This window comes from Kitasatospora sp. NPDC059160 (assembly GCF_042755465.1).
Classification (GTDB): domain Bacteria; phylum Actinomycetota; class Actinomycetes; order Streptomycetales; family Streptomycetaceae; genus Kitasatospora.
This window is the reverse complement of sequence record NZ_JBHZCN010000026.1, coordinates 24,780-49,168: the sequence shown is the minus strand read 5'-3', so window position 1 is coordinate 49,168 and position 24,389 is coordinate 24,780. Positions and strand designations below refer to the sequence as shown.

20 protein-coding genes and 1 pseudogene are annotated in these 24,389 nt (G+C 73.9%); 13 read left to right on the top strand and 8 right to left on the bottom strand.

Going from position 1 to position 24,389, the window contains the following annotated elements; translation table 11 throughout:
* Positions 1-39: 39 nt before the first annotated feature.
* Both ACFXOZ_RS13780 and ACFXOZ_RS13775 read right to left on the bottom strand, forming a co-directional pair.
* The gene (locus ACFXOZ_RS13780; protein ID WP_380406314.1) at positions 40-417 is read right to left on the bottom strand and encodes a helix-turn-helix domain-containing protein; all 378 of its coding nucleotides are present in this window, start codon (positions 415-417) and stop codon (positions 40-42) included.
* Positions 418-483: 66 nt separating this feature from the next.
* A complete protein-coding gene (locus tag ACFXOZ_RS13775) occupies positions 484-1,065 on the bottom strand; it encodes a TetR/AcrR family transcriptional regulator (protein WP_380590121.1) in 582 nt (193 codons plus the stop codon).
* A gap of 57 nt (positions 1,066-1,122) precedes the next feature.
* Here ACFXOZ_RS13775 and ACFXOZ_RS13770 point away from each other — a divergent pair, with 57 nt between their 5' ends.
* Positions 1,123-2,025, top strand: coding sequence for an alpha/beta fold hydrolase (locus ACFXOZ_RS13770; RefSeq protein WP_380590118.1), 903 nt, complete (start codon positions 1,123-1,125; stop codon positions 2,023-2,025).
* A gap of 18 nt (positions 2,026-2,043) precedes the next feature.
* On the opposite strand, the gene ACFXOZ_RS13765 is transcribed toward ACFXOZ_RS13770, so the two are convergent.
* Both ACFXOZ_RS13765 and ACFXOZ_RS13760 read right to left on the bottom strand, forming a co-directional pair.
* Positions 2,044-2,649 carry a hypothetical protein gene (locus ACFXOZ_RS13765; protein WP_380521588.1) on the bottom strand — a complete coding sequence of 202 codons (606 nt, stop codon included), beginning with the start codon at positions 2,647-2,649 and terminating at the stop codon, positions 2,044-2,046.
* Complete coding sequence (locus tag ACFXOZ_RS13760) at positions 2,627-4,078, bottom strand: hypothetical protein (protein WP_380590115.1); 1,452 nt, start codon at positions 4,076-4,078, stop codon at positions 2,627-2,629. The genes ACFXOZ_RS13765 and ACFXOZ_RS13760 overlap by 23 nt, the downstream gene beginning before the upstream one ends.
* Positions 4,079-4,275: 197 nt before the next feature.
* Between ACFXOZ_RS13760 and ACFXOZ_RS13755 the strand changes: the two genes are divergently transcribed.
* Positions 4,276-6,363, top strand: coding sequence for a phosphocholine-specific phospholipase C (locus ACFXOZ_RS13755; protein ID WP_380590112.1), 2,088 nt, complete (start codon positions 4,276-4,278; stop codon positions 6,361-6,363).
* Between the two features lie 55 nt (positions 6,364-6,418).
* Here the strand turns inward: ACFXOZ_RS13755 and ACFXOZ_RS13750 are convergent, their stop codons facing one another.
* Positions 6,419-6,874: an SLATT domain-containing protein gene (locus tag ACFXOZ_RS13750; protein WP_380521582.1), complete on the bottom strand. Its 456-nt coding sequence runs from the start codon at positions 6,872-6,874 to the stop codon at positions 6,419-6,421.
* A 367-nt stretch (positions 6,875-7,241) separates the two neighbouring features.
* Here ACFXOZ_RS13750 and ACFXOZ_RS13745 point away from each other — a divergent pair.
* The 6 genes and pseudogenes from ACFXOZ_RS13745 to ACFXOZ_RS13720 form a co-directional block, all read left to right on the top strand.
* Positions 7,242-8,735: pseudogene (locus tag ACFXOZ_RS13745) on the top strand ((2Fe-2S)-binding protein); the annotation flags it as partial.
* The gene (nirD, locus tag ACFXOZ_RS13740) at positions 8,732-9,103 is read left to right on the top strand and encodes a nitrite reductase small subunit NirD (RefSeq protein ID WP_380590109.1); all 372 of its coding nucleotides are present in this window, start codon (positions 8,732-8,734) and stop codon (positions 9,101-9,103) included. The pseudogene ACFXOZ_RS13745 and the gene nirD, both read left to right, overlap by 4 nt.
* Positions 9,100-10,434, top strand: a complete 1,335-nt coding sequence (locus ACFXOZ_RS13735) for a nitrate/nitrite transporter (RefSeq protein WP_380590107.1) — start codon at positions 9,100-9,102, stop codon at positions 10,432-10,434. The genes nirD and ACFXOZ_RS13735 overlap by 4 nt, the downstream gene beginning before the upstream one ends.
* Before the next feature lie 122 nt (positions 10,435-10,556).
* Entirely contained in the window at positions 10,557-11,012 is a 456-nt protein-coding gene (locus ACFXOZ_RS13730) for a hypothetical protein (protein ID WP_380590104.1), read from the top strand.
* 170 nt (positions 11,013-11,182) lie between these two features.
* Positions 11,183-11,788 carry a hypothetical protein gene (locus ACFXOZ_RS13725; protein ID WP_375883673.1) on the top strand — a complete coding sequence of 202 codons (606 nt, stop codon included), beginning with the start codon at positions 11,183-11,185 and terminating at the stop codon, positions 11,786-11,788.
* Between the two features lie 298 nt (positions 11,789-12,086).
* A complete protein-coding gene (locus ACFXOZ_RS13720; protein WP_380521574.1) occupies positions 12,087-14,084 on the top strand; it encodes an Ig domain-containing protein in 1,998 nt (665 codons plus the stop codon).
* Between the two features lie 109 nt (positions 14,085-14,193).
* On the opposite strand, the gene ACFXOZ_RS13715 is transcribed toward ACFXOZ_RS13720, so the two are convergent.
* Complete coding sequence (locus tag ACFXOZ_RS13715; protein ID WP_380521572.1) at positions 14,194-14,667, bottom strand: hypothetical protein; 474 nt, start codon at positions 14,665-14,667, stop codon at positions 14,194-14,196.
* A 559-nt stretch (positions 14,668-15,226) separates the two neighbouring features.
* On the opposite strand from ACFXOZ_RS13715, the gene ACFXOZ_RS13710 reads away from it, so the two are divergent.
* Both ACFXOZ_RS13710 and ACFXOZ_RS13705 read left to right on the top strand, forming a co-directional pair.
* Positions 15,227-16,069 (top strand): FAD binding domain-containing protein, encoded by an 843-nt coding sequence (locus ACFXOZ_RS13710; RefSeq protein WP_380590102.1) that lies wholly within the window; start codon positions 15,227-15,229, stop codon positions 16,067-16,069.
* The gene (locus ACFXOZ_RS13705) at positions 16,066-18,837 is read left to right on the top strand and encodes a molybdopterin-dependent oxidoreductase (protein ID WP_380590099.1); all 2,772 of its coding nucleotides are present in this window, start codon (positions 16,066-16,068) and stop codon (positions 18,835-18,837) included. The genes ACFXOZ_RS13710 and ACFXOZ_RS13705 overlap by 4 nt, the downstream gene beginning before the upstream one ends.
* Positions 18,838-18,888: 51 nt before the next feature.
* Here the strand turns inward: ACFXOZ_RS13705 and ACFXOZ_RS13700 are convergent, their stop codons facing one another.
* Positions 18,889-19,398, bottom strand: coding sequence for a universal stress protein (locus ACFXOZ_RS13700; protein ID WP_380590097.1), 510 nt, complete (start codon positions 19,396-19,398; stop codon positions 18,889-18,891).
* Between the two features lie 187 nt (positions 19,399-19,585).
* Positions 19,586-21,820 (bottom strand): potassium-transporting ATPase subunit KdpB, encoded by a 2,235-nt coding sequence (kdpB, locus tag ACFXOZ_RS13695; protein WP_380590094.1) that lies wholly within the window; start codon positions 21,818-21,820, stop codon positions 19,586-19,588.
* A 351-nt stretch (positions 21,821-22,171) separates the two neighbouring features.
* On the opposite strand from kdpB, the gene ACFXOZ_RS13690 reads away from it, so the two are divergent.
* The 3 genes from ACFXOZ_RS13690 to ACFXOZ_RS13680 all read left to right on the top strand — a co-directional run bounded on the left by ACFXOZ_RS13690 (position 22,172) and on the right by ACFXOZ_RS13680 (position 24,364).
* On the top strand, positions 22,172-22,348 hold the full coding sequence (locus tag ACFXOZ_RS13690; protein ID WP_375883689.1) for a hypothetical protein: 177 nt from the start codon (positions 22,172-22,174) through the stop codon (positions 22,346-22,348).
* 39 nt (positions 22,349-22,387) lie between these two features.
* Positions 22,388-23,734 (top strand): diaminopimelate decarboxylase, encoded by a 1,347-nt coding sequence (gene lysA / locus ACFXOZ_RS13685; RefSeq protein WP_380406259.1) that lies wholly within the window; start codon positions 22,388-22,390, stop codon positions 23,732-23,734.
* A gap of 90 nt (positions 23,735-23,824) precedes the next feature.
* Positions 23,825-24,364 carry a hypothetical protein gene (locus ACFXOZ_RS13680; RefSeq protein WP_380521564.1) on the top strand — a complete coding sequence of 180 codons (540 nt, stop codon included), beginning with the start codon at positions 23,825-23,827 and terminating at the stop codon, positions 24,362-24,364.
* The last annotated feature ends 25 nt before the right edge of the window (positions 24,365-24,389 follow it).

The window sequence follows — 24,389 nt, the reverse complement described above, 5'->3', positions numbered from 1 at the left end:
GTGGCCGGTGCGACGGGGGTGTGCCGGCCACCGCTGCGGTCAGGCCGCCATGCAGAGCCCGTCGTACTGTGCCCGGGGCCCGCTCGTCCGGTTCGGCCGGGTGTGCCGGACCAACTCGTCCTGGGCGAGCGAGAGGAGGTCGCCGAGGCGGAGCCCGAGGGCCTTGGCGGCGGCCGCGAGCACCTCGGAGGAGGCCTCCTTGCGGCCGCGCTCCAGCTCGGACAGGTACGGGACCGAGATCCGGGCGGTCTCCGCGACGTCCTTCAACGTCCGCTCCTGGGCGAGCCGTTCGCGCCGCAGCACGTCGCCGACGAGGTCGCGCCAGAGCGGTTCCTTCGGCGCGGGAGGTGCGGGTGGCGTGGCCTGCGGGCGGCGCAGCGGGATGACGCGGGCTTCGTTCGGCGCATGAGTGCTCACCCCTCCAGCCTAGGGATCCGGGGCGCGGGGGGAAGGGCGCCGCGTTCTGCCCTGGGTGAAGCGGTGCTACGCAGGGAGGACCCGGCCGAGGTGGTAGCGGAGGACGGCCGTGGCGTCCTCCGCCGTCCGCTGGTCGAGCAGCACGCTGAGGCCCAGGCCCGCCGAGACCGCCAGCAGGACGACGGCCTCCTGGCGCGGGTCGGCGGCGCCGGCGGCGGCGAGTTGGGCGGCGAGGAAGGACTCCATCTCGTCGGGTGCGGCGAGGAAGGGCTGTCCGCCGAGGGCCGGGTCGGTGACGGAGAGGACCGCGTACTCGGTGTAGATGAGGTGGAAGGCGCGGCTCTCCTCGTCGGTGGGGACGGCTTCGAGCAGCACCGCCTCGACGACGGCGCGCGGGTCGCTGCCCGCGCCGGTGGCGCGGACGCGGCGCTGGACGCGCTCGCCCATCCGGGTGGCGAGGCGGGTCATGGCGGCGAGGAGCAGTTGCTCCTTGGTGTCGAAGTAGTACTGGACGAGCCGCACGGAGACGCCGGCCTCGACCGCCACGGAGCGCATGGTGACGGAGTGGAGGCCGCTGCTCGCCGCCGAGCGAAGCAGGGCGTCGATGATGTGGGCCCGTCGCTCCTCGTGGTCCACCAGCTTGGGCATCGGGTTCCTTCCGGATGTTTTTGTGGTACAACCATACCACCAAAACCGGGAGGGATCATGACCAGGACCAGCGTCGGGCACTTCACCAGCGAGACGGCGAAGGCGAAGTTCCTTGAGGCGTACGACCGGGCGATGGAGCTGTGGCCCGGCCCGCGGCAGGAGTTCGACGTCGAGACCGGGTACGGGAGCGTGCACGTCCACCGCTACGGCACGGGGACCGGCGAGCCGATCGTGCTGCTGCACGGCCACGCCGGGCACCCGTCCAACTGGTACCCGCAGATCGCGGCCCTGGGCGCGCACCACCCGGTCTACGCCGTCGACACCCTGGACGACCCCGGCCGCAGTGAGCAGCGCGCCGTCGCGGCCGGATCGGCGGAGAACGCGGAGTGGCTGGGGGAGGTGCTGACGGGGCTCGGACTGGACCGGGTGCACCTGGTGGGGGTCTCGTACGGCGGCTGGCTGGCCCTCAACCAGGCGATCCACGCGCCCGAACGGCTCGCCTCCGTCACCTCGCTGGACCCGGGCGGCATCGAGAAGGTCCCCGCGCGGTTCTACGCCCACATGATCGGCGGACTGTTCGGCATGCTCGCGCCGCGACCGCTGCGCCCCGCGCTCGGGCGGCTGCTGGCGAACCCGGCGCTCAGTGCGCCGCGCGAGATGATCGCCCCGCTGATGCTCGCGATGCGCAGCTACAAGCCGGGCGGCCGGCCGCCGGCCCGGCCTTTCACGGACGGGGAGTTGGGGTCGATCGGGCTGCCCGTCCTGGTGCTGGTGGGCCGGCGCAGCGCGCTGCTGCGGCCGCGGCAGGTGGTGGAGCGGGTGACGGCGCTGGTTCCGGGGGTGCGGGCCGAGATCCTCGAACGGGCGGGTCACGGGCTGAACCTGGAGCAGCCCGAGGCGGTCAACGAGCGGCTGCTGGCCTTCGTCGCCTCGGCCGGACGAGGGGAGGAAGCGGCGTAGCGGGCAGCCCCCGGCCGATCAACCCGGCGGGGTCGGCGGAGGGGGCGGGGGAGGGGTCGGCGTGCAGTGCCGCAGCACCATGCCCCGGCGCCACCCCACGCCGCCGGGCAGGTCGAACTCCCGTCGGCGGCTCAGCAGCGGGATCCGCTCCAGTGCCACCGTCGCGCTCGCCGTGCAGCGACCCGCCCGCACCGCGACCAGTCTGCCCCCGCGTACGACGGCCACGATCCCGTCGAGCTCGAAGACCACCTCGATGTCCACCTCGAGGGTGCCCATCGAGACGCCGTCGACGAGCACGTTCACCGAGGGCTGGTGCACCGACCTGACCCGGTGCTCCAGCAGTGCGACGACCTCCTCGCTGCCGGGGGCCGCGCAGGTCTCCCGGGCGGCCGCGGCGAGCTGTGACTGGGTGCGCCAGCCGCCGGCGAGCAGGTCGATCATGTCCAGCCCCAGGAAGCCGTGCACGACGCTCGCCACCTCCTGCCGGGCGGCCCGGGCGAGCGCGGTGTCCAGCCCGTCCAGGGCGGTGTCCAGGCCGTTCGACCGGAGGACGTCGGCGAACGGCTCGACGGCTCCCAGGAACGTCGCCAGGGAGTACGGGTCATCCGTCGCGACCATCGTCATCGCGCACCTCCTCGAAGCTCTGCCGGCCCGGATCCGGGCGCGGCACCAGGCGGACGCTGTGCCCGGGCCCGGCGGGACCGGGCCGCTCGGTCAGTTCCGTCCGGGCGTCTCCCCACGCGCCCGCCTCGGCCGTCACCGTGCCCGCCCGGCCTGCCCGACCCGCCCGGCCCGCCGTGCCGCCCGGCCGCAGGACGCGGCGCAGCCCGAACGCCGCCAGGGCCACACCCGCGAGAGCGCCGAGGACGATCCAGAGCAGGTGGGGCTTCGGCGGGGGCGGCGGGACGTGCTGGGCGACGACGACCGGGACGATCTCGGTCACCGTGTGGGTGCCCGCGCACTCCACGGTGATCCGGTGGGGGCCGGTGGGCGCGGTGGCCGGGACGGTGGCGATCGACCGGAACCGGCCCGACTCGTCGGCCGTGACCGGGTGGGACCGGGGCCCGCCGTCCCAGGAGAGCACCACCTGGCGCGGGTCGGCGCCCCCGGCGCAGGCGTCCGTCCGGCCGGAGACGTGCAGGGGGGCGCCCGGCGACGCGGTCATCGTCCGGACGGGCGACGGCTGCGGAGGCGTGGGCGTAGTCGGCGAGGACGTGGTCGGACCCGGGGCCGGGACGAGGACGTGGACGTCCGCCGTGATCCGGGGCTCCGCCGCACAGGACGCCCGGACGTCGTGGTCACCGGCGGCCGCGTCCGCGGGCACGGTGACGCCGGTGCGGAAGCCCCCGTCGGCGTCGGGCTTTCCGGGGCCGGGAAGCGCGGTGGTGCCCCAGGCCAGGGCGACGGTGTCGTCCGCGGGGCAGGCGAAGCCGGTGCCGACGAGGGTCGTGGTGGACCCGGGCGCCGAGCGGGCCGGATCCGCCGTCAGTGTCGGCGGCGCGACGGTGAAGTGCGCCGTCGCCATGGTCGGGGGGAAGCCCGGGCACGTCGCCGTGACGGTGTGCACGCCGTCGCCGGCGCCTTCGGGCACCGTGAACGTGCCGGAGGACGGCGGCTTCGTCCCGGTCCGGACGGTCGTGAGGCGGGTGGCCGGGGTGTCGTCCCAGGTCACCAGGGCATCGACCGGGTTGGGGCGCGTCGAGAGACCGCTCTCGCAGACCGGGAAGCCGGAGAGCGTCGCCTGAACGGTCCCGAACCGGGGTCCGTGCGTCGGCGCCAGGGTGACGGCCGCTGCCGACGAGGTGGCCCCCGAGGTGGCCCCCGAGGTGGCCCCCGAGGTCGACGGCGAGGGCGAGGTCGGCGAGGTCGACGGCGAGGGCGAGGACGACGAGGTCGTGTCCGTCGGCGAGGGGCTCGCGCCCGTGGTCAGGACGGCGAGGCCGGCGAGGACCGTGACGAGCGCGGTGCGGCCACCCGGTAACGCCTTCACCAGCGACTCCGTCCACTGCCCGGCCCCGCCGCCCATCCTCACCGGCGGCCGGTTCGTGTGCATCCGGTGGCCGCGGGCTCCCGGCGGGTTCCCGGCGGGCCGAGGCGCGCGGCGGCAGGGCGGATCCCGTGACGGTGTGAGACCTTCCGTCAACTGTCGGCCAGGTGTAACTTCTCCGCCACCCGGCTACCGGTCGGTAGCCATCTGGCTGCCCGACAGTCGCCGACGTCGGAGTTGTCCAGACTTCTCGGAGGCCACCCGTGTCACCCGTCACCCGCCGTACCTTCCTCGGCTCGGCCGCCGCCCTCGGCGCCGCCATCGGGCTGGACACGGCCCTGCCCGGCGCGGCGCCGGGCGCGCAGGCCGCCACGACCGGCAGCACCGGCAGCACGGGGACGATCCGGGACGTCAAGCACGTCGTGGTGCTCATGCAGGAGAACCGCAGCTTCGACCACTACTTCGGCACCCTGAAGGGCGTGCGCGGTTTCGGCGACCGCACCGCCCTGCAGATCGCGGGCGGCACCAGCGTGTTCAACCAGCCGAACGGCAGCGGGCGGCAGTACCCCTGGCAGCTCAGCAAGACGAACACCTGGTGGTGGGGCGTCAGCCCCGAGCAGCTCGCGCAGTGCGACGGCTCGCTCGACCACTCCTGGTCCACCCAGCACCAGGCCTGGAACAACGGGAGGATGGACTCCTGGATCGCCGCCAAGGGCTCGGACAGAACCATGGGCTTCATGGCCCGCGAGGACATACCGTTCCACTACGCGCTGGCCGACGCCTACACCGTCTGCGACGCCTACCACTGCTCCATCCTCTCGGCCACCGGCCCCAACCGCACCTACCTGTGGTCCGGCACGATCGACCCGGCCGCCACCGCGGGCGGACCGGCCTACGACGGCGGCTCCGAGTCGGGCCTGCGCTGGCAGACCTACGCCGAGGCCCTCCAGGACGCGGGCGTCAGCTGGAAGGTCTACCAGAACGCCAACGACAACTTCGGCGACAACGGCCTCGCCTACTTCAACCAGTTCACCGGCGCGCCGAGTTCGAGCCCGCTCGCCCAGCGCGGCATGGGCTCGGTGCCCGCCCGCACCGGCTCGACCCCGGACGACATCGCCGCCGCGATCAGGGCCGACGCGCTCGCCGGCACCCTGCCCCAGGTCTCCTGGGTGGTGGCCGACCAGCTGTTCTCCGAGCACCCGGACGGCCCGCCGGAGAACGGCGCGCACTTCGTCAACCTGGTGCTGCAGGCCCTGGCGGCCTCCCCGGAGGTCTTCGACTCCACCGCCCTGTTCCTCAACTACGACGAGAACGACGGCTTCTTCGACCACGTGCCCCCGCCCGCGGCCCCGGCCGGCACCGCCGGCGAGTTCTGCAAGGGTGCGGGCATCGGCCTCGGCTTCCGCGTCCCGATGATCGTGGTCTCGCCGTGGACCCGCGGCGGCTGGGTCGACTCCCGGGTCTACGACCACACCAGCGTCATCCGCTTCCTGGAGACCTGGACCGCCGCGCTGGGCACCCCCGCCGTCTGCCCCAACATCAGCACCTGGCGCCGCCAGGTCTGCGGCGACCTCACCGGTGCCTTCGACTTCGCCAACCCCGTCCACGGGGTGCCCGCGCTGCCCGACACCAGCGCCACCATCAGCCAGGCCACCGCGAACCTCCAGATCAACCCGAGCCCCGGCACCAACTCCATGCCCGTCCAGGAGCCCGGCACCAAGCCCGCCCGCGCGCTGCCCTACCAGCCCAACGCCTGGGTGGACCGGATCGAGTCCACGGCCGACGGCCGGACCCTGCTCTGGATCGACCTGGCCAACCAGGGCCCGCAGGCCACCGCCTGGGCGCACTACTCGATCCACGCCAACGCCTACCGCACCGAAGGCCCCCGGCAGTACACCGTCGCCCCGTACGACGCCGGCAGCGGCACCGACGGCAGCGCCCGCGACTCCTTCGACATCGGCGCCGGCTCCGGCAACGGGCAGTACGACCTCACCGTGCTCGGCCCCAACCGCACCCTGCGCCGGTTCGCCGGAAACGCGACCACCGCGGGCCGCACCGCCGAGGCCACCACCTCGTACGCGCCGGCGCCGGACACCGGCCGGCCGGCGCTCTGGTTCGCCATGACCAACACCGGCACCAGTACGGTGACCTTCACCGTCACGGCCACCAACTACCGGACCGGCAGCTGGACCTACCAGGTCGCCCCGGGGGCCACGGTCAGGGACTACTTCAACGCCGTCACCATCGCGCAGGGCTGGTACGACTTCACCGTGACCGTCGGCAGCGACCCCGCCTGGAGCCGCCGCGCCACCGGCCACCTGGAGACCGGCGCCGCCAGCGTCACGGGCTGACCACCGGAGCCGGGCACCCGGCGGGGGTCGGCCGGACGGTCGGCCCGGTGATCGATCAGGCGGTCGACGGCGGCGCGGGTTCGCGCCGCCGTTCCAGCCAGGTGCGGCTCAGGTCGTCCCAGACCGCCTGGTACCTGCCGAAGACGCCGTCGAGCTGGTGCCGGGTCGGGCCGTCGGCCGTCGTCGACGCCAGCAGGTACTCCAGGTCGTCGGAGAGCCGCCGGAAGCGGTACTGCGCCTCCTCCATCAGCACCCACCGGGAGCGCCAGTTGAAGAACGGCTCGGCGGCCGCCAGCGCCGTCACCAGGGCCACCAGCGCGAACGCCAGGTCCGTCCACCGGTGCAGGCCCAGCAGGATGGTGGAGGCGGCGGACAGCGCCAGCGTCAGGAGCTTCACCGCGGAAGCGCGCCGACGGAACCGTTCCTTCCTCCGGCGGGCGTAGTCGTGCCCCCGGCGGATCTTGTCCAGCAGGAGTGCGGACGTCTCCGTCGGGGTGAGCCCCACACCCACGACCGGTCCACTGTTCGGATCCACCCTGCCCCCACCCGTGCCTCTCGCCCGCTCCCGCCCGCCCCCGCCTCCGCAGGGCTTCCGGTCGACGGTAGCGGAGGCCTGCTCCGGGCATCCGGCAGGGCGGTGCACCGCCGCTCCGAACGCCCGGAGCCGGGGCCCGCGGGGCCGGTCAGGCGGCCGTGGGCAGGGCGGTGGCCGCCAGGGCCTGGTCGTAGCGGTGCAGGACGAGGCGGGCGACGGCCGGGTGGGCGCCCAACGGGGCGGTGGTCCAGGTGGCCGCCGTGGTGGCCGCGCGGCGGGCGAAGAAGCCGGGGGAGAGGAGGTAGCCGGCCAGCGCGACGTCGGGGTGTCCGGCGGCGAGGAGGGCGGCGACGGCCTGCTGCGGGGTGGGGGCGGCGGCGTCCTGGTCGGCGACACCGAGGGCTACGGCGCGCTGCGCCCGCTCGCCGTCGCCGGGAAGCCGCTCACCGTCGCCCCCGAACAGCTGGTGCTGCCCGCCGGGTCCGCCCCCGCCGGACCGCTCGCCCTGCCCGACGACGCGGTGCTCTGCTCCTGCCACAACGTCACCCAGGGCGCCGTCCGGGCCGCCGTCCGCGACCAGGGCGCCGACGGCGTCGCCGCCGTCAAGAAGTGCACCCGGGCCGGGACCGGCTGCGGCAGCTGCCTCAAGCAGCTCGGCACCGTCGTCACCGAGGAACTGGCCGCCGCCGGGGTCGCCACCGTCCAGGGCCTGTGCGAGCACTTCGCCCACAGCCGTGCCGAGTTGTACGAGATCGTCCGGGTCACCGGACTGACCGGCTTCTCCGACCTGCTCGCCGGGTACGGCAGCGGCGGCGAGGGCTGCGACGTCTGCAAGCCGACCGTGGCCTCCATCCTGGCCAGCCTCGGCAACGGCCACATCCTGGACGGCGAACAGGGCGCCCTCCAGGACTCCAACGACCACTTCCTCGCCAACCTCCAGCGCAACGGCTCCTACTCGGTGGTCCCCCGGGTGCCCGGCGGCGAGATCACCCCCGAGGGCCTGATCGCGATCGGCGAGATCGCCCGCGACCACGGCCTCTACACCAAGATCACCGGCGGCCAGCGGATCGACATGTTCGGCGCCACCGTCGACGGACTCCCCGTCATCTGGCGCAAGCTGGTCGACGCGGGCTTCGAGTCCGGGCACGCCTACGGCAAGTCGCTGCGCACCGTGAAGTCCTGCGTCGGCGAGACCTGGTGCCGCTTCGGCGTCCAGGACTCCACCACCCTCGCCATCGAACTGGAGCTCCGCTACCGGGGGTTGCGCTCCCCGCACAAGCTCAAGGCCGCCGTCTCCGGCTGCGCCCGCGAGTGCGCGGAGGCGCAGAGCAAGGACTTCGGCGTCATCGCCACCTCGGCCGGCTGGAACCTCTACGTCGGCGGCAACGGCGGCACCACCCCCCGGCACGCCGACCTGCTCGCCGCCGACCTCGACCGCGAGACCCTCATCCGCACCATCGACCGCTTCCTGATGTTCTACATCCGCACCGCCGACCGCCTGGAACGCACCTCGGTCTGGCTGGAGCGCCTGGAGGGCGGACTCGACCACCTGCGGGCCGTCGTCCTGGACGACTCGCTCGGCATCGCCGCCGAGCTCGACGAACTGACGATGTGTCACATCAGCGGCTATCGGGACGAATGGGCCGAAACCCTGGCCGACCCCGAGCGGCTGCGGCGGTTCTCCTCCTTTGTCAATGCTCCCGGCACCCCCGACCCCGCCGTTACCTTCGTTCCCGAACGCGGCCAGATCCGCCCCGCCCGCCCCGGCGAGGCCGGCCGCACCCTCAACTCCCCGGTGCTCGTCGCCGGGGCCCGACTGGAGGTGCTCACCCCGTGACCGTACAGATCCACGACGGCAACCACTGGCAGACCGTCTGCGCCCTCGCCGACCTCCAACCCGGCCGCGGCGTCGCCGTGCTGCTCCCCGAGGCCGGGCAGGTCGCCCAGCAGGTCGCCCTGTTCCGCAGCCGCGGCGGCGAGTTGTACGCCGTCGACAACCTCGACCCGTTCAGCGGCGCCCCCGTCCTCTCCCGCGGCCTGCTCGGCAGCCGCGGCGACCGGCCCACCCTCACCTCGCCGATGTACAAGCAGGTGTACGACCTCACCGACGGCCGCTGCCTGGACGAGGACACCGCGCCCGACGGCGCACCCGCGGTGCTGCGCCGCTGGCCGGTCCGGGTGCTCCCCGTGGAGGCCGCGGCATGACCACCGTCGTGGAGTCCAGAACCCCCGCCCCGCTGGCCGGTTGGGACCCGGAGGACGAGGAGATGTGGGCCCGCGGCGGCGCCCGGATCGCCCGGCGCAACCTGGTCTTCTCCGTCCTCTCCGAGCACATCGGCTTCTCGGTGTGGAGCCTGTGGTCCGTGCTGGTGCTCTTCCTCGGGCCCGAGTACCACATCGACACCGCGGGCAAGTTCACCCTCACCGCGCTGCCCACCGCACTCGGCGCCCTGCTCCGGCTGCCGTACACCTTCGCCGTCGCCCGCTTCGGCGGCCGCACCTGGACGGTGGTCAGCGCCCTGCTGCTGCTGGTGCCGACGGCCCTCGCCGCCCTGGTGCTGGAACCCGGCGTCTCCTACGGCACCCTGCTCGCCGTCGCCTGCGTGGCCGGCGTCGGCGGCGGCAACTTCGCCTCCTCGATGGCCAACATCAACGCCTTCTACCCGCACCGGCTCAAGGGCTGGGCCCTCGGGATCAACGCGGGCGGCGGCAACCTCGGCGTCCCCGCCGTCCAGTTGCTCGGGCTGCTCGTGCTGGCCACCGCCGGCGCCGCCCACCCCCGGCTGCTGCCGCTGCTCTACCTGCCGCTGATCGTGCTCGCGGCGGCCGGGGCCCAGTGGCGGATGGACAACCTGCCGAAGGCGCCCAGGGGAGAAGGGCGGGCGCTGCGGGAGGTCGCCCGCGACCCCTACGGCTGGGCGGTCTCCACCCTCTACATCGGCACATTCGGCTCCTTCATCGGCTTCGGCTTCGCCTTCGGGCAGGTGCTCCAGGTCCAGTTCCACGACCGCTTCGACACCCCGGTCAAGGCCGCCGCCCTCACCTTCCTCGGACCGCTGCTCGGCTCCCTGCTGCGGCCCGTCGGCGGACGCCTCGCCGACCGGTACGGCGGGGCCAGGGTCACGCTGGCGACCTTCGCCGCCATGGGCGCCGGCACGGCGGTCGTGCTGCTCGCCTCCCGGGCCGGCTCGCTGCCGCTCTTCCTCGGCGGGTTCATCGCGCTCTTCGTGCTCAGCGGGATCGGCAACGGGTCCACCTACAAGATGATCCCGGCGCACTACCAGGGCCTCGCCCGGACGGCGGTCGCGGCCGGCGCCGACCCGGCCGCCGCCGAGGCCGACTCCCGGCGGCGGACGGCGGCGCTGATCGGCCTGGCGGGCGCGGTGGGGGCCTTCGGCGGGGTGCTGGTGAACCTGGCCTTCCGGCAGTCCTTCCTGGCGAGCCACAACGGGGACGCCGCGTACCTCGGGTTCCTGGTGGCGTACCTGCTGTGCTCGGCGCTGACCTGGGCGGTGTGGCTGCGGCCGCGACGGTGACGCCGTGCTGCTGCCGGGTCGTCACGAGGTCGTTCGTACGACGATCGGACGACCCGGCGCGCGGGCGGGCGGAGCGGCGGTTAGCGTCGGCCGCACCACGCCCCACATCCTCGGAGGTTGCAGTGCAGCGGTGGATCGTCCTGACGGTACTGACCTCGGCCCTCACCGGCCTTGCCGCCCCGGCCCAGGCCGCCGCCCCGACGGCGGCCCCGGCCGACGATGCGCCCGCCATCGCCGTCACCCTCGGTGACGTCGTGATCGACCCGAAGATCCCCAGCAAGGCCCGGGTGAACGTCAGCTACCTGTGCTCGGTCGCCGACGGGGCCCGCTCGCTCACCGTCTCGGTCGAACAGCAGGACCCGGAGGACTCCTCCTCCAAGGCCTTCGGCTCCAGCCGGACCCCGGACACCGACATCGTCTGCGACGGCACCGTCCAGCAGCGGCAGCTGCTCGTCCAGTCCAAGACCGTCAACTGGATCCCCGGCGCGGACGCCGTCGCCATCGCCACCGTCTCCAACATCGGCACCACCCCGTCCGCTGCCGCCGACTCCCGCCAGGTGAAGCTCGCCGTCGGCTGAGCACGGAATCACCGTTCGCGGTGGCCCCCGGGCCTGGCGCCGTGTCAGGGCGCCGGGCCCGGCGGCCGATGGCCGAGTCGTCGTAGCGGCCGAATCCGGCCCTGAACAGGACTGCTGCTGCGCGCCCCCGTGTTCTACAGTTCTGTAGAACTACGTGAGAGGGGCACGGCATGGACAGGCCGCTTCGGCTGCCGCAGCAGGATCGGGCCGACTTCGAGACGGAGTTGGGCAGGGCGTTGGCGGCGCCTCAGGTGCGGGCGGCGTTGCAGGGGGTGGGGGGTGAGGTGGACCGGTTGCGGCGGGTGGCGCGGGAGAACGCGGAGTACGTGCTGGCCGCCGCCGCGCCGGAGTACGAGCGGTACGCGGCGTTGCGGGCGGATGCCGACGCCGTGGCGCGGCTGCCGGTGGACGTGCCGGGGCGGGGGCGGGCTTCCGGGTGGTGGGGGGTGCTGGGGGTGATCGTGCCGATCATCGCCGTCGTCGCCGCCGGGGTGTTGCTGGTGCTCGGCTACGTGCTGGGGCTGTCGGACGACGCCGAGGCGTTGGGGCGGGCGCTGGTGGGGGCCGGCTGGGTGGCCGGGGGGATCGGGGCGGTGTGTCTGCTGGTGGGCGGTCTGGGGTTGTTGGGGGCGGCGTCGCGGTCGGCGGGGAGCGGGGAGGCCGTGGGCGGGGCCGGGGAGCTGGTGGTGGCGCGGGACGCGTGGCGGGCGGCGCTGACGGAGCGTGGGTTGGTGCCGTTCCTGGTGACCCAGGCGCACGCGGGGCGTCCGGTCTGAGGAATGCCAAGGCCCTGGTGGGGCCTGGTAAGGGGGAGTTAAAATCCGGGCCCGCCGGGGGAGTTGTCCGCGCCGCCGTGGCGGGGTGATCGGCCCTGGTGGGGTGCGGTGCGGGCGCGTCGGGCCCCGGGGGTGCCGCTGTCGGGCGCCGGGTGGGAGGCCTTGTGCGCGACCATCAGTGAAATATCATATGGCGCATTGCACAGCGCTCGGCCCTGAGTGAGGCCCCTTCCCCGTCCGCCCGGACCGCGTGTGCGTCCCGCCCTCCCCCCACGTCACGAGAGACGGAACCCGACCCGTGTTCAGATTCCGATCCCGCACGCCCAGTGGCGCCCGCCGCCCGGTGCGCGCCCCGCGGACCGCCCTGGTGGCACTCGCCGCCGCCCTGGCCGGTGCCGCGCTCAGCAGTCCGCTGTCCGCGATGGCCGACTCCCACGCGCCGCGGGCCGCCACCGTCGAGGCCCGGCCCGGCACCCCGAAGGCGGAGCAGGCCGCCGCCCCGAAGAAGTCCGGCCCGCGCCGGGTCGGGGCCGCGAAGGCCGGCCCGGTGGGCACCACGACCAAGGCGCCGCAGCTGGTGGACGGCGCCGACCCGGGCACCGGCGGCAAGGACGGCGACGGCAACGTCGCCAACGAGTACGACCTCCAGGTCACCTACAAGGGCGGCCAGGAGTCGACCGGTGTGGTGATCGGCGCGCCCAAGGTGTACCTGGTCCTGTGGGGTTCCCAGTGGGGCACCCCGTCGACGAACGCGGCCGGTGACACCGTGGCGACCGGCGACCCGGACCAGGCCGCGCCGTACCAGCAGGACTTCTTCAAGGGCCTGGGCAGCCAGGGCGACGGCTGGAGCGCCGTGCTGACCCAGTACTGCGAGGGCGTCGCCGCGGGCTCCGTGCAGTGCCCGGCCGGCTCCGCCCACATCCCGTACCCGCAGCAGGGCAGCGTGCTGGCGGGCGTCTGGGTGGACAACGCCGCGCCCGCGCCGCAGGCGGCGACCGAGCCGCAGCTCGGGGCGGAGGCGCTGGCCGCGGCCAAGCACTTCGGCAACCTGACCGAGGCGCAGAACCGCAACGTGCAGTACGTCATCGACTCGCCGCAGGGCACCGACCCGGACAAGTGGAAGGAGCTGGGCTACTGCGCCTGGCACGACTTCCAGCGCTCCCCGTACGGCCAGCTCGCCTACACCAACATGCCGTACCTGACGGACGTGGCCGGCTGCGGCACCAACTGGTTCGGCGAGAACACCCCGCGGGGGCGGCTGGACGGCTACGGGATCATCGGCGGCCACGAGTACGCGGAGACGGTGAGCGACCCGAACACCCCGGGCGGCTGGACGGACGCCACCGGTCAGGAGATCGGTGACAAGTGCGCCTGGATCCCGAAGGGCGCCAACGGCGGGCTGTTCTTCGAGGACCTGGCGACGGGCAGCTTCCCGCTGCAGACGCTGTGGTCCAACGCCGACCACCTGTGCGCGGCCTCGGACCCGATCGTGGCCTCCCCGCCGGTCTCGGTGAGCACCATGTGCGACCGTACGGACCCGGCCGGCCACCCGCTGTCCATCCCGGCGGTGGGCGTCTCCGGCACCGGCTCGGCCCTCACCTACAGCGCCACCGGGCTCCCCCAGGGGCTGGCCATCGACCCGCACAGCGGGGTGATCTCCGGCACCGCCGCCGCGACCAGCGGCTACCAGCGGATCAACGTGACGGCGACGGACGCGGCGGGCAAGGCGGCGTCCACCGGGTTCTGGGAGAACGTCAGCGCCGCCGGCGGGTCCGGCTGCGGATCGATCGAGCAGCTCACCGACGCCGGGTTCGAGAACGGCTCGGCGGACGTCGACCACACCGTGATGACGGACGCCTGGAGCCCGTCGGGGTACAACATCGTCACCCCGTCCAGCCTGCACGCGCCGCACTCCGGCTCCTGGTACGCCTGGCTGGGCCAGAACACCGGGACGGACGACTCGATCACCACCTACCTGAACACCTACCCGGGCTACGGGCAGGCGAGCTTCTCCTTCTGGCTGGACGTGGAGACGAGCAACACCTCCGCCACGGCGCCCGACACCCTGTCGCTGGTGGCGGTCGACCAGTACACCGGCCAGCCGCTCGGCACGGTGAAGACCTGGAGCAGCCGGAACCCGACCAACGGCTACCAGTACCAGTCGGTGGACCTCTCCTCGGTGATCGGCCAGGTCGGCTGGGGGACCACCATCGGCCTCAAGCTGGTCTCCCACGAGTCCGGGACGAGCCCGACCACCGCGTTCCTGATCGACGACGCCTCGGGCCGGGAGAGCTGATCCGGCACCCGAACTGATCCCGCACCCGAACGTCCGCCCCGGTACCGCGTGTTGCGGTGCCGGGGCTTCGTTCGCTGTTTCAGGCACCCGCCGCCGCTGCCGCCGGCCCTCACGCCCCCGGCAGCGGCGGCGAAGCGGTGTGGCTGCGGGCGGCGTCGACCAGCAACTGGACGGCCTCGACCGGCAGTCCCAGCCGGCGGGCGATCCAGGGGGCGGTGCGGCCGGCCCGGGCGAGCATCCAGGCGGAGTACAACTGGCCGAGCTGCGGGGCGTGTTCGGCGAGCAGCAGGGGGCGTACGGCCTCCATCGGGAAGCCTTCGAGCGCCCAGGCGCTGTACTCGCGCCCGTTCGGGCCGGGCGGGGGGAGCGGGAGCGGGCGGCGGGCTTCGAGCCAGCGGCTGAACAGGACCGCGCCGACGACCAGCAGGCCGGAACAGGAGGCGCCGATCAGGACGGCGCCGATGACGGGGCGGTCCTCCTCCTCGGCGAGGCCGAGGGCGATCTCCTCCAGGACGAGCAGCCCGAGGACGGCGGCCAGGACGGCCGCCTCGCGGGGGTGCGGGAGGAGCCTGGACGTCGTCATGGGGTACCTCTTCCTCGGCGGGGGGTGCGGAGGGCGGGGGCGGGCGCGGCGGATCACCTTCCGTACAACGGCGGCGGGCGGTCCGAGGTACGCCCGGACGGCGAGGTGGTGAAGGGTCGCGCACGAAGTTGACGGTGCGTCAGCGTCTCATCCTCGGAAGGGAGTTCTGCCGGGAGCGGACCCGCGGGTACGGGACTGGGAGTGGGCCCGGGCGCGGGTGCCGCGCGGGTGGGGGCCCGTCGGGGTGCGGTCCGTGTGTCTCGCCTCCTTCCGGTCGGGCGCACCGGGGCGGTGCGGACGTCGACGGGTACAGGAGTCCACCTTCGGACCTGCCGACAGCATAGCCCGGCCATGCCAACTTCGACAGGCTTGTCGAAGTTGGCATGCGGAGCGGCCGACTCCCCTCCGGGCCCCGGCCGGACGGGCCGCGCCCGGCCTGGAGGATCGACCAGCGGCGGACCGGTCCGAATGGTGCCCGGGACCACTCGTGACGCCCGCCCGCCGACCGCTTCAATCGCCCTACCGAACGAACGGAACAGGCCGGGGACGGAGGGGCGACATGGATCTGAACACGGTGGCCGAACTGCGGGACGCCCGCCTCGGCGGCCCCTGGCGGTCCGGCGACGCCTGGCTCGGCGGCGGGACCTACCTGTTCTCCGAGCCGCAGCCGCACATCCGCCGCCTGATCGACCTCGGCCGGATGGGCTGGCGGCCGCTCACCCGGACCCCGGACGGCGGCCTGGAGATCGCCGCGACCTGCACCGTCGCCCAGCTCTCCCGGTACGGCCGCCAGGAGGCCGACTGGACGGCCGCGCCGCTGGTCGAGCAGTGCTGCCGGGCCTTCCTGGCCTCCTGGAAGATCTGGAACATGGCCACCGTCGGCGGCAACCTCTGCAACGGCCTGCCCGCCGGCCCGATGATCTCGCTCACCGCCGCGCTGGACGGCGTCTGCCTGCTGCGCGCCCCCTCCGGCGAGTACCGGAAGGTCCCGGTGGCGGAGTTCGTCACCGGCGCCGGCCGCAAGGACCTGCGGCCCGGCGAACTGCTGCGCTCCATCACCCTGCCGGCCCGCGCGCTGGCGAGCCGCACGGCCTTCCGCCAGGCCTCGCTGTACGGGCTGGGCCGCTCCGCCGCGCTGCTGGTCGGCGCCCTGGACCCGGTGGACGGCTCGCTGACCCTCACCGTCACCGCCTCCACCGTCCGCCCGTTCCGCTTCTGGTTCCCGTCCGCCCCCAACGCGGCGGCCGTCGAGGAGGCGATCCGGGACGGCATCGGGCCGGAGGACTACTTCGACGACATCCACGGGCTGCCCGCCTGGCGCCGGCACCTGACCTTCCGCTTCGCCGAGCAGATCCGCCGGGAGCTGAGCCCTCACACCCCCACCGAGGAGGCAGCGCGATGAGCTTCGCGATGCACGTCAACGGCCGCCCCACCGGGGCCGAGCCGCGCCCCGGCCAGTGCCTGCGCACCTACCTGCGCGAGCGCGGCTGGTTCGGGGTGAAGAAGGGCTGCGACGCGGGCGACTGCGGCGCCTGCACCGTGCAGGTCGACGGCAACCCCGTGCACAGCTGCCTCTACCCGGCGGCCCGGGCCGCCGACCGGTCCGTCACCACCGTGGAGGGCCTGGCCGGCCCGGACGGCGAGCTGCACCCGGTGCAGCAGCGCTTCCTGGACGCCCAGGGCTTCCAGTGCGGCTTCTGCACGGCCGGCTTCCTGATGACCACCAGCGCCCTGGACGAGGAACAACTCACCGACCTGCCGCGCTCGTTGAAGGGCAACCTGTGCCGCTGCACGGGCTACCGGGCGATCGAGGACGCGATCAACGGCGTCCGCCACACCGAGGAGCCCGACCCCGGCCACGCCGTCGGCCGCAACCTCGGCGCCCCGGCCGGGCCGCAGGTGGTCACCGGCACCGCCCGCTACACCTTCGACGTCGACGTGCCCGGCCTGCTGCACATGAAGCTGCTGCGCTCGCCGCACCCGCACGCCCGGATCCTCTCCATCGACACGGCGGCCGCCCTGCGCGTCCCCGGCGTGCACCTCGTCCTCACCCACCACGACGCGCCCGAGCGGCTCTACTCCTCGGCCCGGCACGAGCATCCCACCGAGGACCCGGACGACACCCGGCTGCTGGACGACGTGGTGCGCTTCGTCGGCCAGCGGGTCGCCGCCGTGGTCGCGGACAGCGAGGCGGCCGCCGAGGAGGGCTGCCGCCGGATCGTCGTCGAGTACCGGCAACTCCCGTACGTGCTCGACCCGGAGGAGGCGATGGCGCCCGGCGCGCCGGTGCTGCACCCCAAGGGGCCGGAGTCCCGGATCGCCCGCCCGGAGAACAACGTCTGCGGCGAGGCGCACGGTGAACTCGGCAGTGTGGAGCAGGGGTTCGCCGAGGCGGACGCGGTGTACGAGGAGACCTTCCGGACCCAGCGGGTCCAGCACGCCAGCCTGGAGACCCACGGCTGCGTCGTGACCTTCGAGCCGGTCGGGGAGGCCGGGGAGGCCGGGGAGACGGGGGAGGAGCGGATCGTGGTCCGTTCCTCCACCCAGGTGCCCTTCCTCACCCGGCGCGCCCTGTGCGCCCTGTTCGACCTGCCGACGGAGAAGGTCCGGGTGGTGGCCGGCCGGGTCGGCGGGGGCTTCGGCGGCAAGCAGGAGATGCTCACCGAGGACATCGCGGTGCTCGCGGCGATGCGGCTGCACCGGCCGGTGAAGCTGGAGTTCACCCGCGCCGAGCAGTTCCACGGCGCCACCACCCGGCACCCCTTCCTGGTCACCGTCAAGCTCGGCGCCAAGCGGGACGGCACCCTGACGGCGATCCGCTTCCGGGTGGTGTCCAACACCGGCGCGTACGGCAACCACGGGCCGGCGGTGATGTTCCACAGCGTCGGTGAGTCGATGGGCGTCTACCGGGCGCCGAACAAGAAGGTGGAGGCGTACTCCGTCTACACCAACGGCGTGCCGGCCGGGGCCTTCCGCGGCTACGGCCTCGGGCAGGTCACCTTCGCCGTGGAGTCCGCGATGGACGAGCTCGCCCGGCGGCTCGGCGTCGACCCGCTCGTCCTGCGGGAGAAGAACATCATCGGCCCGGGCGAGCACATGGAGGGCCCGCTCGGCGAGGAGGAGGACCTCCACATCGCCAGCTACGGCCTCGACCAGTGCCTCGGCGTCGTCCGGGAGGCCCTCGCGAACGACACCAGCGCCGAACTCGCCCCCGAGGGCTGGCTGGTGGGGCAGGGCTTCGCGATGGCGGCCATCGCCTGCGGCCCGCCCGGCGGGCACATCGCCGACGCCACCGTGCGGCTGCTGGAGGACGGCGGGTACGACATCGCGGTGGGCACCGCCGAGTTCGGCAACGGCACCACCACCGTCCACCGGCAGATCGCCGCCGGGGCCCTGGGCACCACCGTGGACCGGATCACCGTGCGGCAGTCCGACACCGACGTCGTCCGGCACGACACCGGCGCCTTCGGCTCGGCCGGTACGGTCGTCGCGGGCAAGGCGGTGATGAAGGCCGCCAACGCGCTCGCCGAGCTCCTCCTGACCTTCACCGCCGAGTACGCCCGCACCCCGCGCAGCCTGCTGCGGCTCGGTGCCGACGCGGTCGAGTGCGACGGGCGGACGATCACCCTCAAGGAGGTCTTCGAGGCCGCCCGCGGCAAGGGCGTCGAGCTCGCCGCCGACGGCCACTTCGGCGGCTCGCCGCGCTCGATCGCCTTCAACTCGCAGTGGTTCCGGATCGCCGTCGACCCGGACACCGGGGAGATCCGGATCCTGCGCAGCGTGCACGGGGCCGACGCCGGGCGGGTGATGAACCCGATGCAGTGCCGCGGCCAGGTCGAGGGCGGGGTCGCCCAGGCGCTCGGCGCGACCCTGTTCGAACGGGTGCTGCTGGACGAGCACGGCGAGGTCACCACCGCGGCCTTCCGCCGCTACCGGCTCCCGGCGTACGCCGACGTGCCGCGCACCGAGGTGCACTTCAGCACCACCTCGGACGCGATCGGCCCGCTCGGCGCCAAGTCGATGAGCGAGAGCCCGTTCAACCCCGTGGCCCCGGCCTTCGCCAACGCGCTGCGCGACGCCACCGGCATCCGCTTCACCGACCCGCCGTTCCTGCGCGACCAGGTCTGGCAGGCCCTGGCCGAGCGGCGGGGGAGCCACGACGCCGAGTGACGGGGGCCCGGCCGGGGTCTTCGGCCCCGGCCGGGCCCGCTGCTGCTGCCGCTACCGTGCCAGCAGCGGCAGCGGTGCCCCGGTGCGGGCGGTCAGCTCCAGCCGGGTCAGCAGCGCCGACGGCGAGACCTCGATCACCCGGCAGCCCGCCCGGTGCCGGCAGTACCGGGCGACGGAGGTGCCGCGCAGCAGGTCGAAGCGGCGCCGGGTGGCGGCGCCGAGGACGAGCAGGTCGTCCGGTCCGGTGACGGCGGCGGCCAGGGCGGGCCCCGGTTCGGCGTTCACCACCACCGGGTGGATCACCAGGCCGGACGGGTAGCCGCCGTAGGCCTGTTCGAAGGCGACGTCCAGTCGGCGGCGGGCGGCGTGCTCCAGTTCGGACAGCGGTCGCAGCCCGTCCCGGTCGCCGACCGTCCAGGCGGCGACCGGCACCAGCACGGCCTCCTGCCGGGCCGCCTCGCCGACGGCGTGGTAGAGGGCGGCCAGACTGTTCAGCGACCCGCTCAGGCCGACGATCACTCGGGTGGTGCCGGTCGTGGTGTCGGTCGTGGTCCCGGTCATGGCCGTTCGTCTCCGTCTCTCCGGTCGCGCACTCCGGTCGGGTTCTGCCGGTGAGGTGCTCCTTGCTTCGGATACCTCCAGTGAACCCCGGAACCGTGCCCTCCGTACCGGCGCTGACACCGTCATGACGCCGGTCGCACGCATCTTGACGGCCTCCTGACAGGCGGCCTCCTGGCGGCCGCGGGGCTCAGCCCAGGCCCGGGACGAACTCGATCAGCAGGTCGATCGCCTTGATGCCGAGGAACGGCAGCACCAGCCCGCCCAGCCCGTACACCCGCAGGTTGCGCCGGAGCAGGTCGGTCGCGGAGGCGGGCTGGTAGCGCACGCCGCGCAGGGCGAGCGGGATCAGGGCGACGATGATCAGTGCGTTGAAGATGATCGCGGAGGCGATCGCGGACTGCGGGCTGTGCAGGCCCATGATGTTGAGGTGGTGCAGCCCGGGGTAGGCGTGGGCGAACATCGCGGGGATGATCGCGAAGAACTTGGCCACGTCGTTGGTGATCGAGAAGGTGGTCAACGCGCCCCGGGTGATGAGGAGTTGCTTGCCGACCCGGACGATGTCGATGAGCTTCGCCGGGTTGGAGTCGAGGTCGACCATGTTGCCGGCCTCCTTGGCGGCCGGGGTGCCGGAGTTCATCGCGACGCCGACGTCGGCCTGGGCGAGGGCGGGGGCGTCGTTGGTGCCGTCGCCGGTCATCGCGACCATGTTCCCGGCGGCCTGTTCGCGCCGGAGGTGGGCGAGCTTGTCCTCGGGGGTGGCCTCGGCGAGGAAGTCGTCCACCCCGGCCTCCTCGGCGATCGCCCGGGCGGTCAGCGGGTTGTCGCCGGTGACCATGACGGTGCGGATGCCCATCCGGCGCAGTTCGGCGAAGCGTTCGGCGATGCCCTCCTTGATCACGTCCTTGAGCTCGACCACACCGAGCGCCCGGGCGCCGTGCCGGTCGTGCACGGCGACCAGCAGCGGGGTGCCGCCGGCCGCGGCGATCCGGTCGACCAGGGGCTTCGCCTCCATCGGCATCCGTCCGCCGGAGTCCACCACCCAGCGGGCGACGGCCGCGGCCGCGCCCTTGCGGATCAGGCAGCCGGTGCCGTCCGGCCAGCTGAGGTCGACGCCGCTCATCCGGCTGTGCGCGGTGAACGGGACGGGTCGCTGCTCGCCCAGTTCACCGGGGGTCCGCGGCGGCACCCAGTACTGGCGGTTCGTCAGTTCGACCAGGGAGCGGCCCTCCGGGGTCTCGTCCGCGACGGACGCCAACTGGGCCGCCTCGGCGAGCTGTTCGGTGGTCGCGCCGGGCAGCGGGTGCAGGGCGACGGCCCGGCGGTTGCCGTGGGTGATGGTGCCGGTCTTGTCGAGCAGCAGCACGTCCACGTCGCCCGCGGCCTCGACGGCCCGTCCGGACAGGGCGATCACGTTGCGCTGGACGAGCCGGTCCATCCCGGCGATGCCGATCGCGGACAGCAGGGCGCCGATGGTGGTCGGGATCAGCGCGACCATCAGCGCCACCAGGACGACGGTGGTCTGCGGGGCGTGGGCGTAGATGGCCATTGGCTGGAGCGAGACCACGGACAGCACGAAGACGATGGTGAGCGAGGCCAGCAGGATGTTGAGGGCGATCTCGTTCGGCGTCTTCTGCCGGTTCGCGCCCTCGACCAGGGCGATCATCCGGTCCACGAAGCTCTGCCCGGGGCGCGAGGTGACCCGGACGACCAGGTGGTCGGAGAGCACCTTCGTCCCGCCGGTGACGGCCGTGCGGTCGCCGCCGGACTCGCGGATGACGGGCGCGGACTCGCCGGTGATGGCGGACTCGTCCACCGTCGCGACGCCCTCGACCACCTCGCCGTCCTGCGGGATCACCTCCCCGGCCGGCACCAGCACGATGTCGTGCAGCGTCAACTCCTCGGCGGGGACGACCTCGTGTCGGTGGTCGCGGGTGCCGACCCGCCAGTGCAGCAGCCGCCGGGCGGTGGTGGCCGCCTGGGCGCGGCGCAGGTAGGCGGCCTGCGCCTTGCCCCGGCTCTCGGCCACGGCCTCGGCGAGGTTGGCGAACAGCACGGTCAGCCAGAGCCAGAAGGAGATCGCCCAGGCGAAGACGCTCGGGTGGACGACGGCGCTGATGGTGGTGAGCGCCGAGCCGGTCTCGACCACGAGCATCACCGGGTTGCGCAGCATCGTGCGCGGGTGGAGCTTGCGTACGGCGGCGGGCAGTGCCTCGGCCAGCTGGTGCCGGGTGATCAGCTGCCGTCGGCCCTTGGCGGTCGACGGGCGGTGGCTCGGGTGCGGGTGCGGGGGCTCCGGCGCGGCGGGCTCCGGGCGGCGGAACCAGTTCTGCGGGCCGGGGCCGGGGCCGGGGCCGGTGCCGGGCGTGGTGCCCGGGCCTGTGCCGGGGGTGGTGTCCGGTGGGGTGAGGGCCGAACGGCGCATCGTCTCGGGGGACCTTCCGGGGCGCCCCGAAGCTGCGGGGCGGCGTGCTCGGGGCGACGGGGACGGGCCACAGCCCACCATCGGAGTCCGCCGGGCCATGCCGGCCTTGACGCGGGCTTGGCGAGGAAACGGCCATCCTTGACGCTTCCCTGACATTGCCGGCGCCCGGCCCCTGACCTGCACGAACAGTCGTTCGGAACACTGGAATCCCGGGCATGTCAGGAAGTCGTCAAGGTACGCCCCCGATGCGTAGGCCGTGCGTCAAGGCCGGGTGCGAACGGTGCCCGGAGGGTCTCCACTGGATGCGGGCCGCCGGACGACGGCCCCTGCCGCAGATCCCAGGAGCCCGCCGTGACCACCGCCACCGCCCTCATCGACGTCGACCGGCCGCTGGGGCGCACCATCCGCCTGGTGCCCGCCGCCGACCGCCAGGACCGGCCCGAGCCGCCCTCACCCGCGCCGAGCACCGTCGACCAGGCGCGCACCCGCCCGGCGCACTGCCGCTTCGCCATGCACTACGAGGACTGACCGAGCCGCCCTTCCCCACCACCCGTAGGAGTAGCCGCCATGACCCAGCTGATCGCCCCGCCCGTTCCGACCCCCGCCCCCGCCGACACCCTCGGCGGCCCGTGGCCCGCCTCCGCGCGGCCCGGCCCGGGCGGTGAGGTCCTGGTCGGCGGCGTCGGACTGGCGGAGGCGGCCGAACGGTTCGGCACCCCGCTGTACGTCCTGGACGAGGGCGAGGTGCGCAGCCGCGCCCGGGCCTACCGGCGGGCACTGCCGCACGCCGAGGTGCTGTACGCGGCCAAGGCCTTCCTGTGCAGCGCCATGGCCGACTGGGCCGCCGAGGAGGGCCTCGGCCTGGACGTCTGCTCCTCCGGCGAACTGTGGCTGGCCGTCTCGGCCGGCTTCCCGGCCCAGCGCATCCTGCTGCACGGCAACGCCAAGTCCCCGGAGGAACTGCGGCTGGCCCGGCGGCTGCGGGTCGGGCGGATCGTCATCGACGGCCCGGCGGAGATCGCCCGGCTGGCCGCGCTGGTCGCCGCCGACACCCCGCAGAAGGTGCTGGTCCGGGTCGTCCCCGGGATCGCGGCCGGCCACCACGCGGCCGTACGCACCGGCGTCGGCGGCCAGAAGTTCGGCTTCCCGATCGAGGGCGGCGACGCGGCCGACGCCATCGCCCGGGTGCTCGACCAGCCCGGACTCGAACTGGCCGGACTGCACTGCCACCTGGGCTCGCAGATCACCGAGCTCGAACCCTTCCTCCAGGCCGTCGACGCCCTGGTGCGGCTGCTCGCCGCGGTGCGGGACCGGCACGGCGTCGAACTGGCCGAACTGGACCTCGGCGGCGGCCACGGCATCAAGTACCTGCCGGGGGACGCCGAGTTCGACCTCGCCGAGTTCGCCGTCCGGGTCACCGACCGGCTTGCGGTCCGCTGCGCCGAGGCCCGGCTGGAGGTGCCCCGACTGATCGTCGAGCCGGGCCGCGCCATCGCCGGACCGGCGGCGGTGGCCGTCTACCGGGTGCTCTCCGTCAAGCACACGGCGGACGGCCGCACCTTCGTCGCCGTCGACGGCGGCATGAGCGACAACCCGCGCCCGGCCCTGTACGGATCCCCGTACAGCGTCCGGCTGGTGGGCCGCCGCTCCGACGCCGGCGCGGCCCGGGTGGACGTCGTCGGCCGCCACTGCGAGGCGGGGGACGTCCTGGTCCACGACGCCGTCCTGCCCGCCGACCTGCGCCCCGGCGACCTGCTCGCCGTCCCCGCGGCCGGCGCCTACCAGCTGTCGATGGCCTCCGGCTACAACCTGGTCGGCCGGCCCGCCGTGGCCGCCGTCAAGGACGGCCGCGCCCGGCTGCTCATCCGCCGTGAGACGGTCGAGGACTTCCGCCTGCGCGAAGTCGGCCGCTGACCCGGTGCCCGGTACCGCTGACTGCGGACCGCAGCGGACCTGTTGGGCATCCGATGACGCATCGTCATCCGAGGGCGTTACCTTCTGACCATGATTCGAACGACTCGTGTGCATCCCGTGGTGGTCGCCGGCGTCTCCGCGCTCCTGCTCGCGGCCTGCGGGCCCGCGGACCCGGCGCCGTCCACGCAGCCGTCCGCGAAGGCCGCCGCGCCGGACGGCACGGCCCCGAGCACTACAGTCCCGAGCACCGGCGGCGCGGGGCCGACCAACACCGTCGTCATCAGCGGCAGCAGCGGTGGTACGTACGAGTTCACGGGGGGTGCCTGCCTCGGCAAGGAGTCCCCGTCCGGGAACCTCCTGCTGATGGCGACGGGCGGGCCCGACGGGAAGGCCATGCTGACGGCCGTCTTCGACGGCAAGGGGGAGATGATCCTGACGGTGGCCATGGACAAGGTCCTCGCCCCGTCCACGGTCACCTGGGGAGGAAAGGCCGAGGTCGGCGAGAAGGCAGGCCGGACCAGGGACGTTGTGACCTTCACCGACCTGCCGGTCTCCAGGACGCCGGACGCTGCCGAGGCGAAGGCCAGCGGCAGCCTCAAGTGCGACACCCTGGGCCCCGCGATGCTCTGAACGCCGTGCCGGCTCCGGCCGCCGC

Bases quoted from the DNA above. Each gene is read 5' to 3' on its own strand.
- ACFXOZ_RS13775 (WP_380590121.1), bottom strand. From the start codon at position 1,065: ATGCCCAAGCTGGTGGACCACGAGGAGCGACGGGCCCACATCATCGAC.
- ACFXOZ_RS13770 (WP_380590118.1), top strand. From the start codon at position 1,123: ATGACCAGGACCAGCGTCGGGCACTTCACCAGCGAGACGGCGAAGGCG.
- ACFXOZ_RS13765 (WP_380521588.1), bottom strand. From the start codon at position 2,649: ATGACGATGGTCGCGACGGATGACCCGTACTCCCTGGCGACGTTCCTG.
- ACFXOZ_RS13760 (WP_380590115.1), bottom strand. From the start codon at position 4,078: ATGCACACGAACCGGCCGCCGGTGAGGATGGGCGGCGGGGCCGGGCAG.
- ACFXOZ_RS13735 (WP_380590107.1), top strand. From the start codon at position 9,100: ATGACCACCGTCGTGGAGTCCAGAACCCCCGCCCCGCTGGCCGGTTGG.
- ACFXOZ_RS13725 (WP_375883673.1), top strand. From the start codon at position 11,183: ATGGACAGGCCGCTTCGGCTGCCGCAGCAGGATCGGGCCGACTTCGAG.
- ACFXOZ_RS13715 (WP_380521572.1), bottom strand. From the start codon at position 14,667: ATGACGACGTCCAGGCTCCTCCCGCACCCCCGCGAGGCGGCCGTCCTG.
- ACFXOZ_RS13710 (WP_380590102.1), top strand. From the start codon at position 15,227: ATGGATCTGAACACGGTGGCCGAACTGCGGGACGCCCGCCTCGGCGGC.
- ACFXOZ_RS13705 (WP_380590099.1), top strand. From the start codon at position 16,066: ATGAGCTTCGCGATGCACGTCAACGGCCGCCCCACCGGGGCCGAGCCG.
- ACFXOZ_RS13700 (WP_380590097.1), bottom strand. From the start codon at position 19,398: ATGACCGGGACCACGACCGACACCACGACCGGCACCACCCGAGTGATC.
- kdpB (WP_380590094.1), bottom strand. From the start codon at position 21,820: ATGCGCCGTTCGGCCCTCACCCCACCGGACACCACCCCCGGCACAGGC.
- lysA (WP_380406259.1), top strand. From the start codon at position 22,388: ATGACCCAGCTGATCGCCCCGCCCGTTCCGACCCCCGCCCCCGCCGAC.
- ACFXOZ_RS13680 (WP_380521564.1), top strand. From the start codon at position 23,825: ATGATTCGAACGACTCGTGTGCATCCCGTGGTGGTCGCCGGCGTCTCC.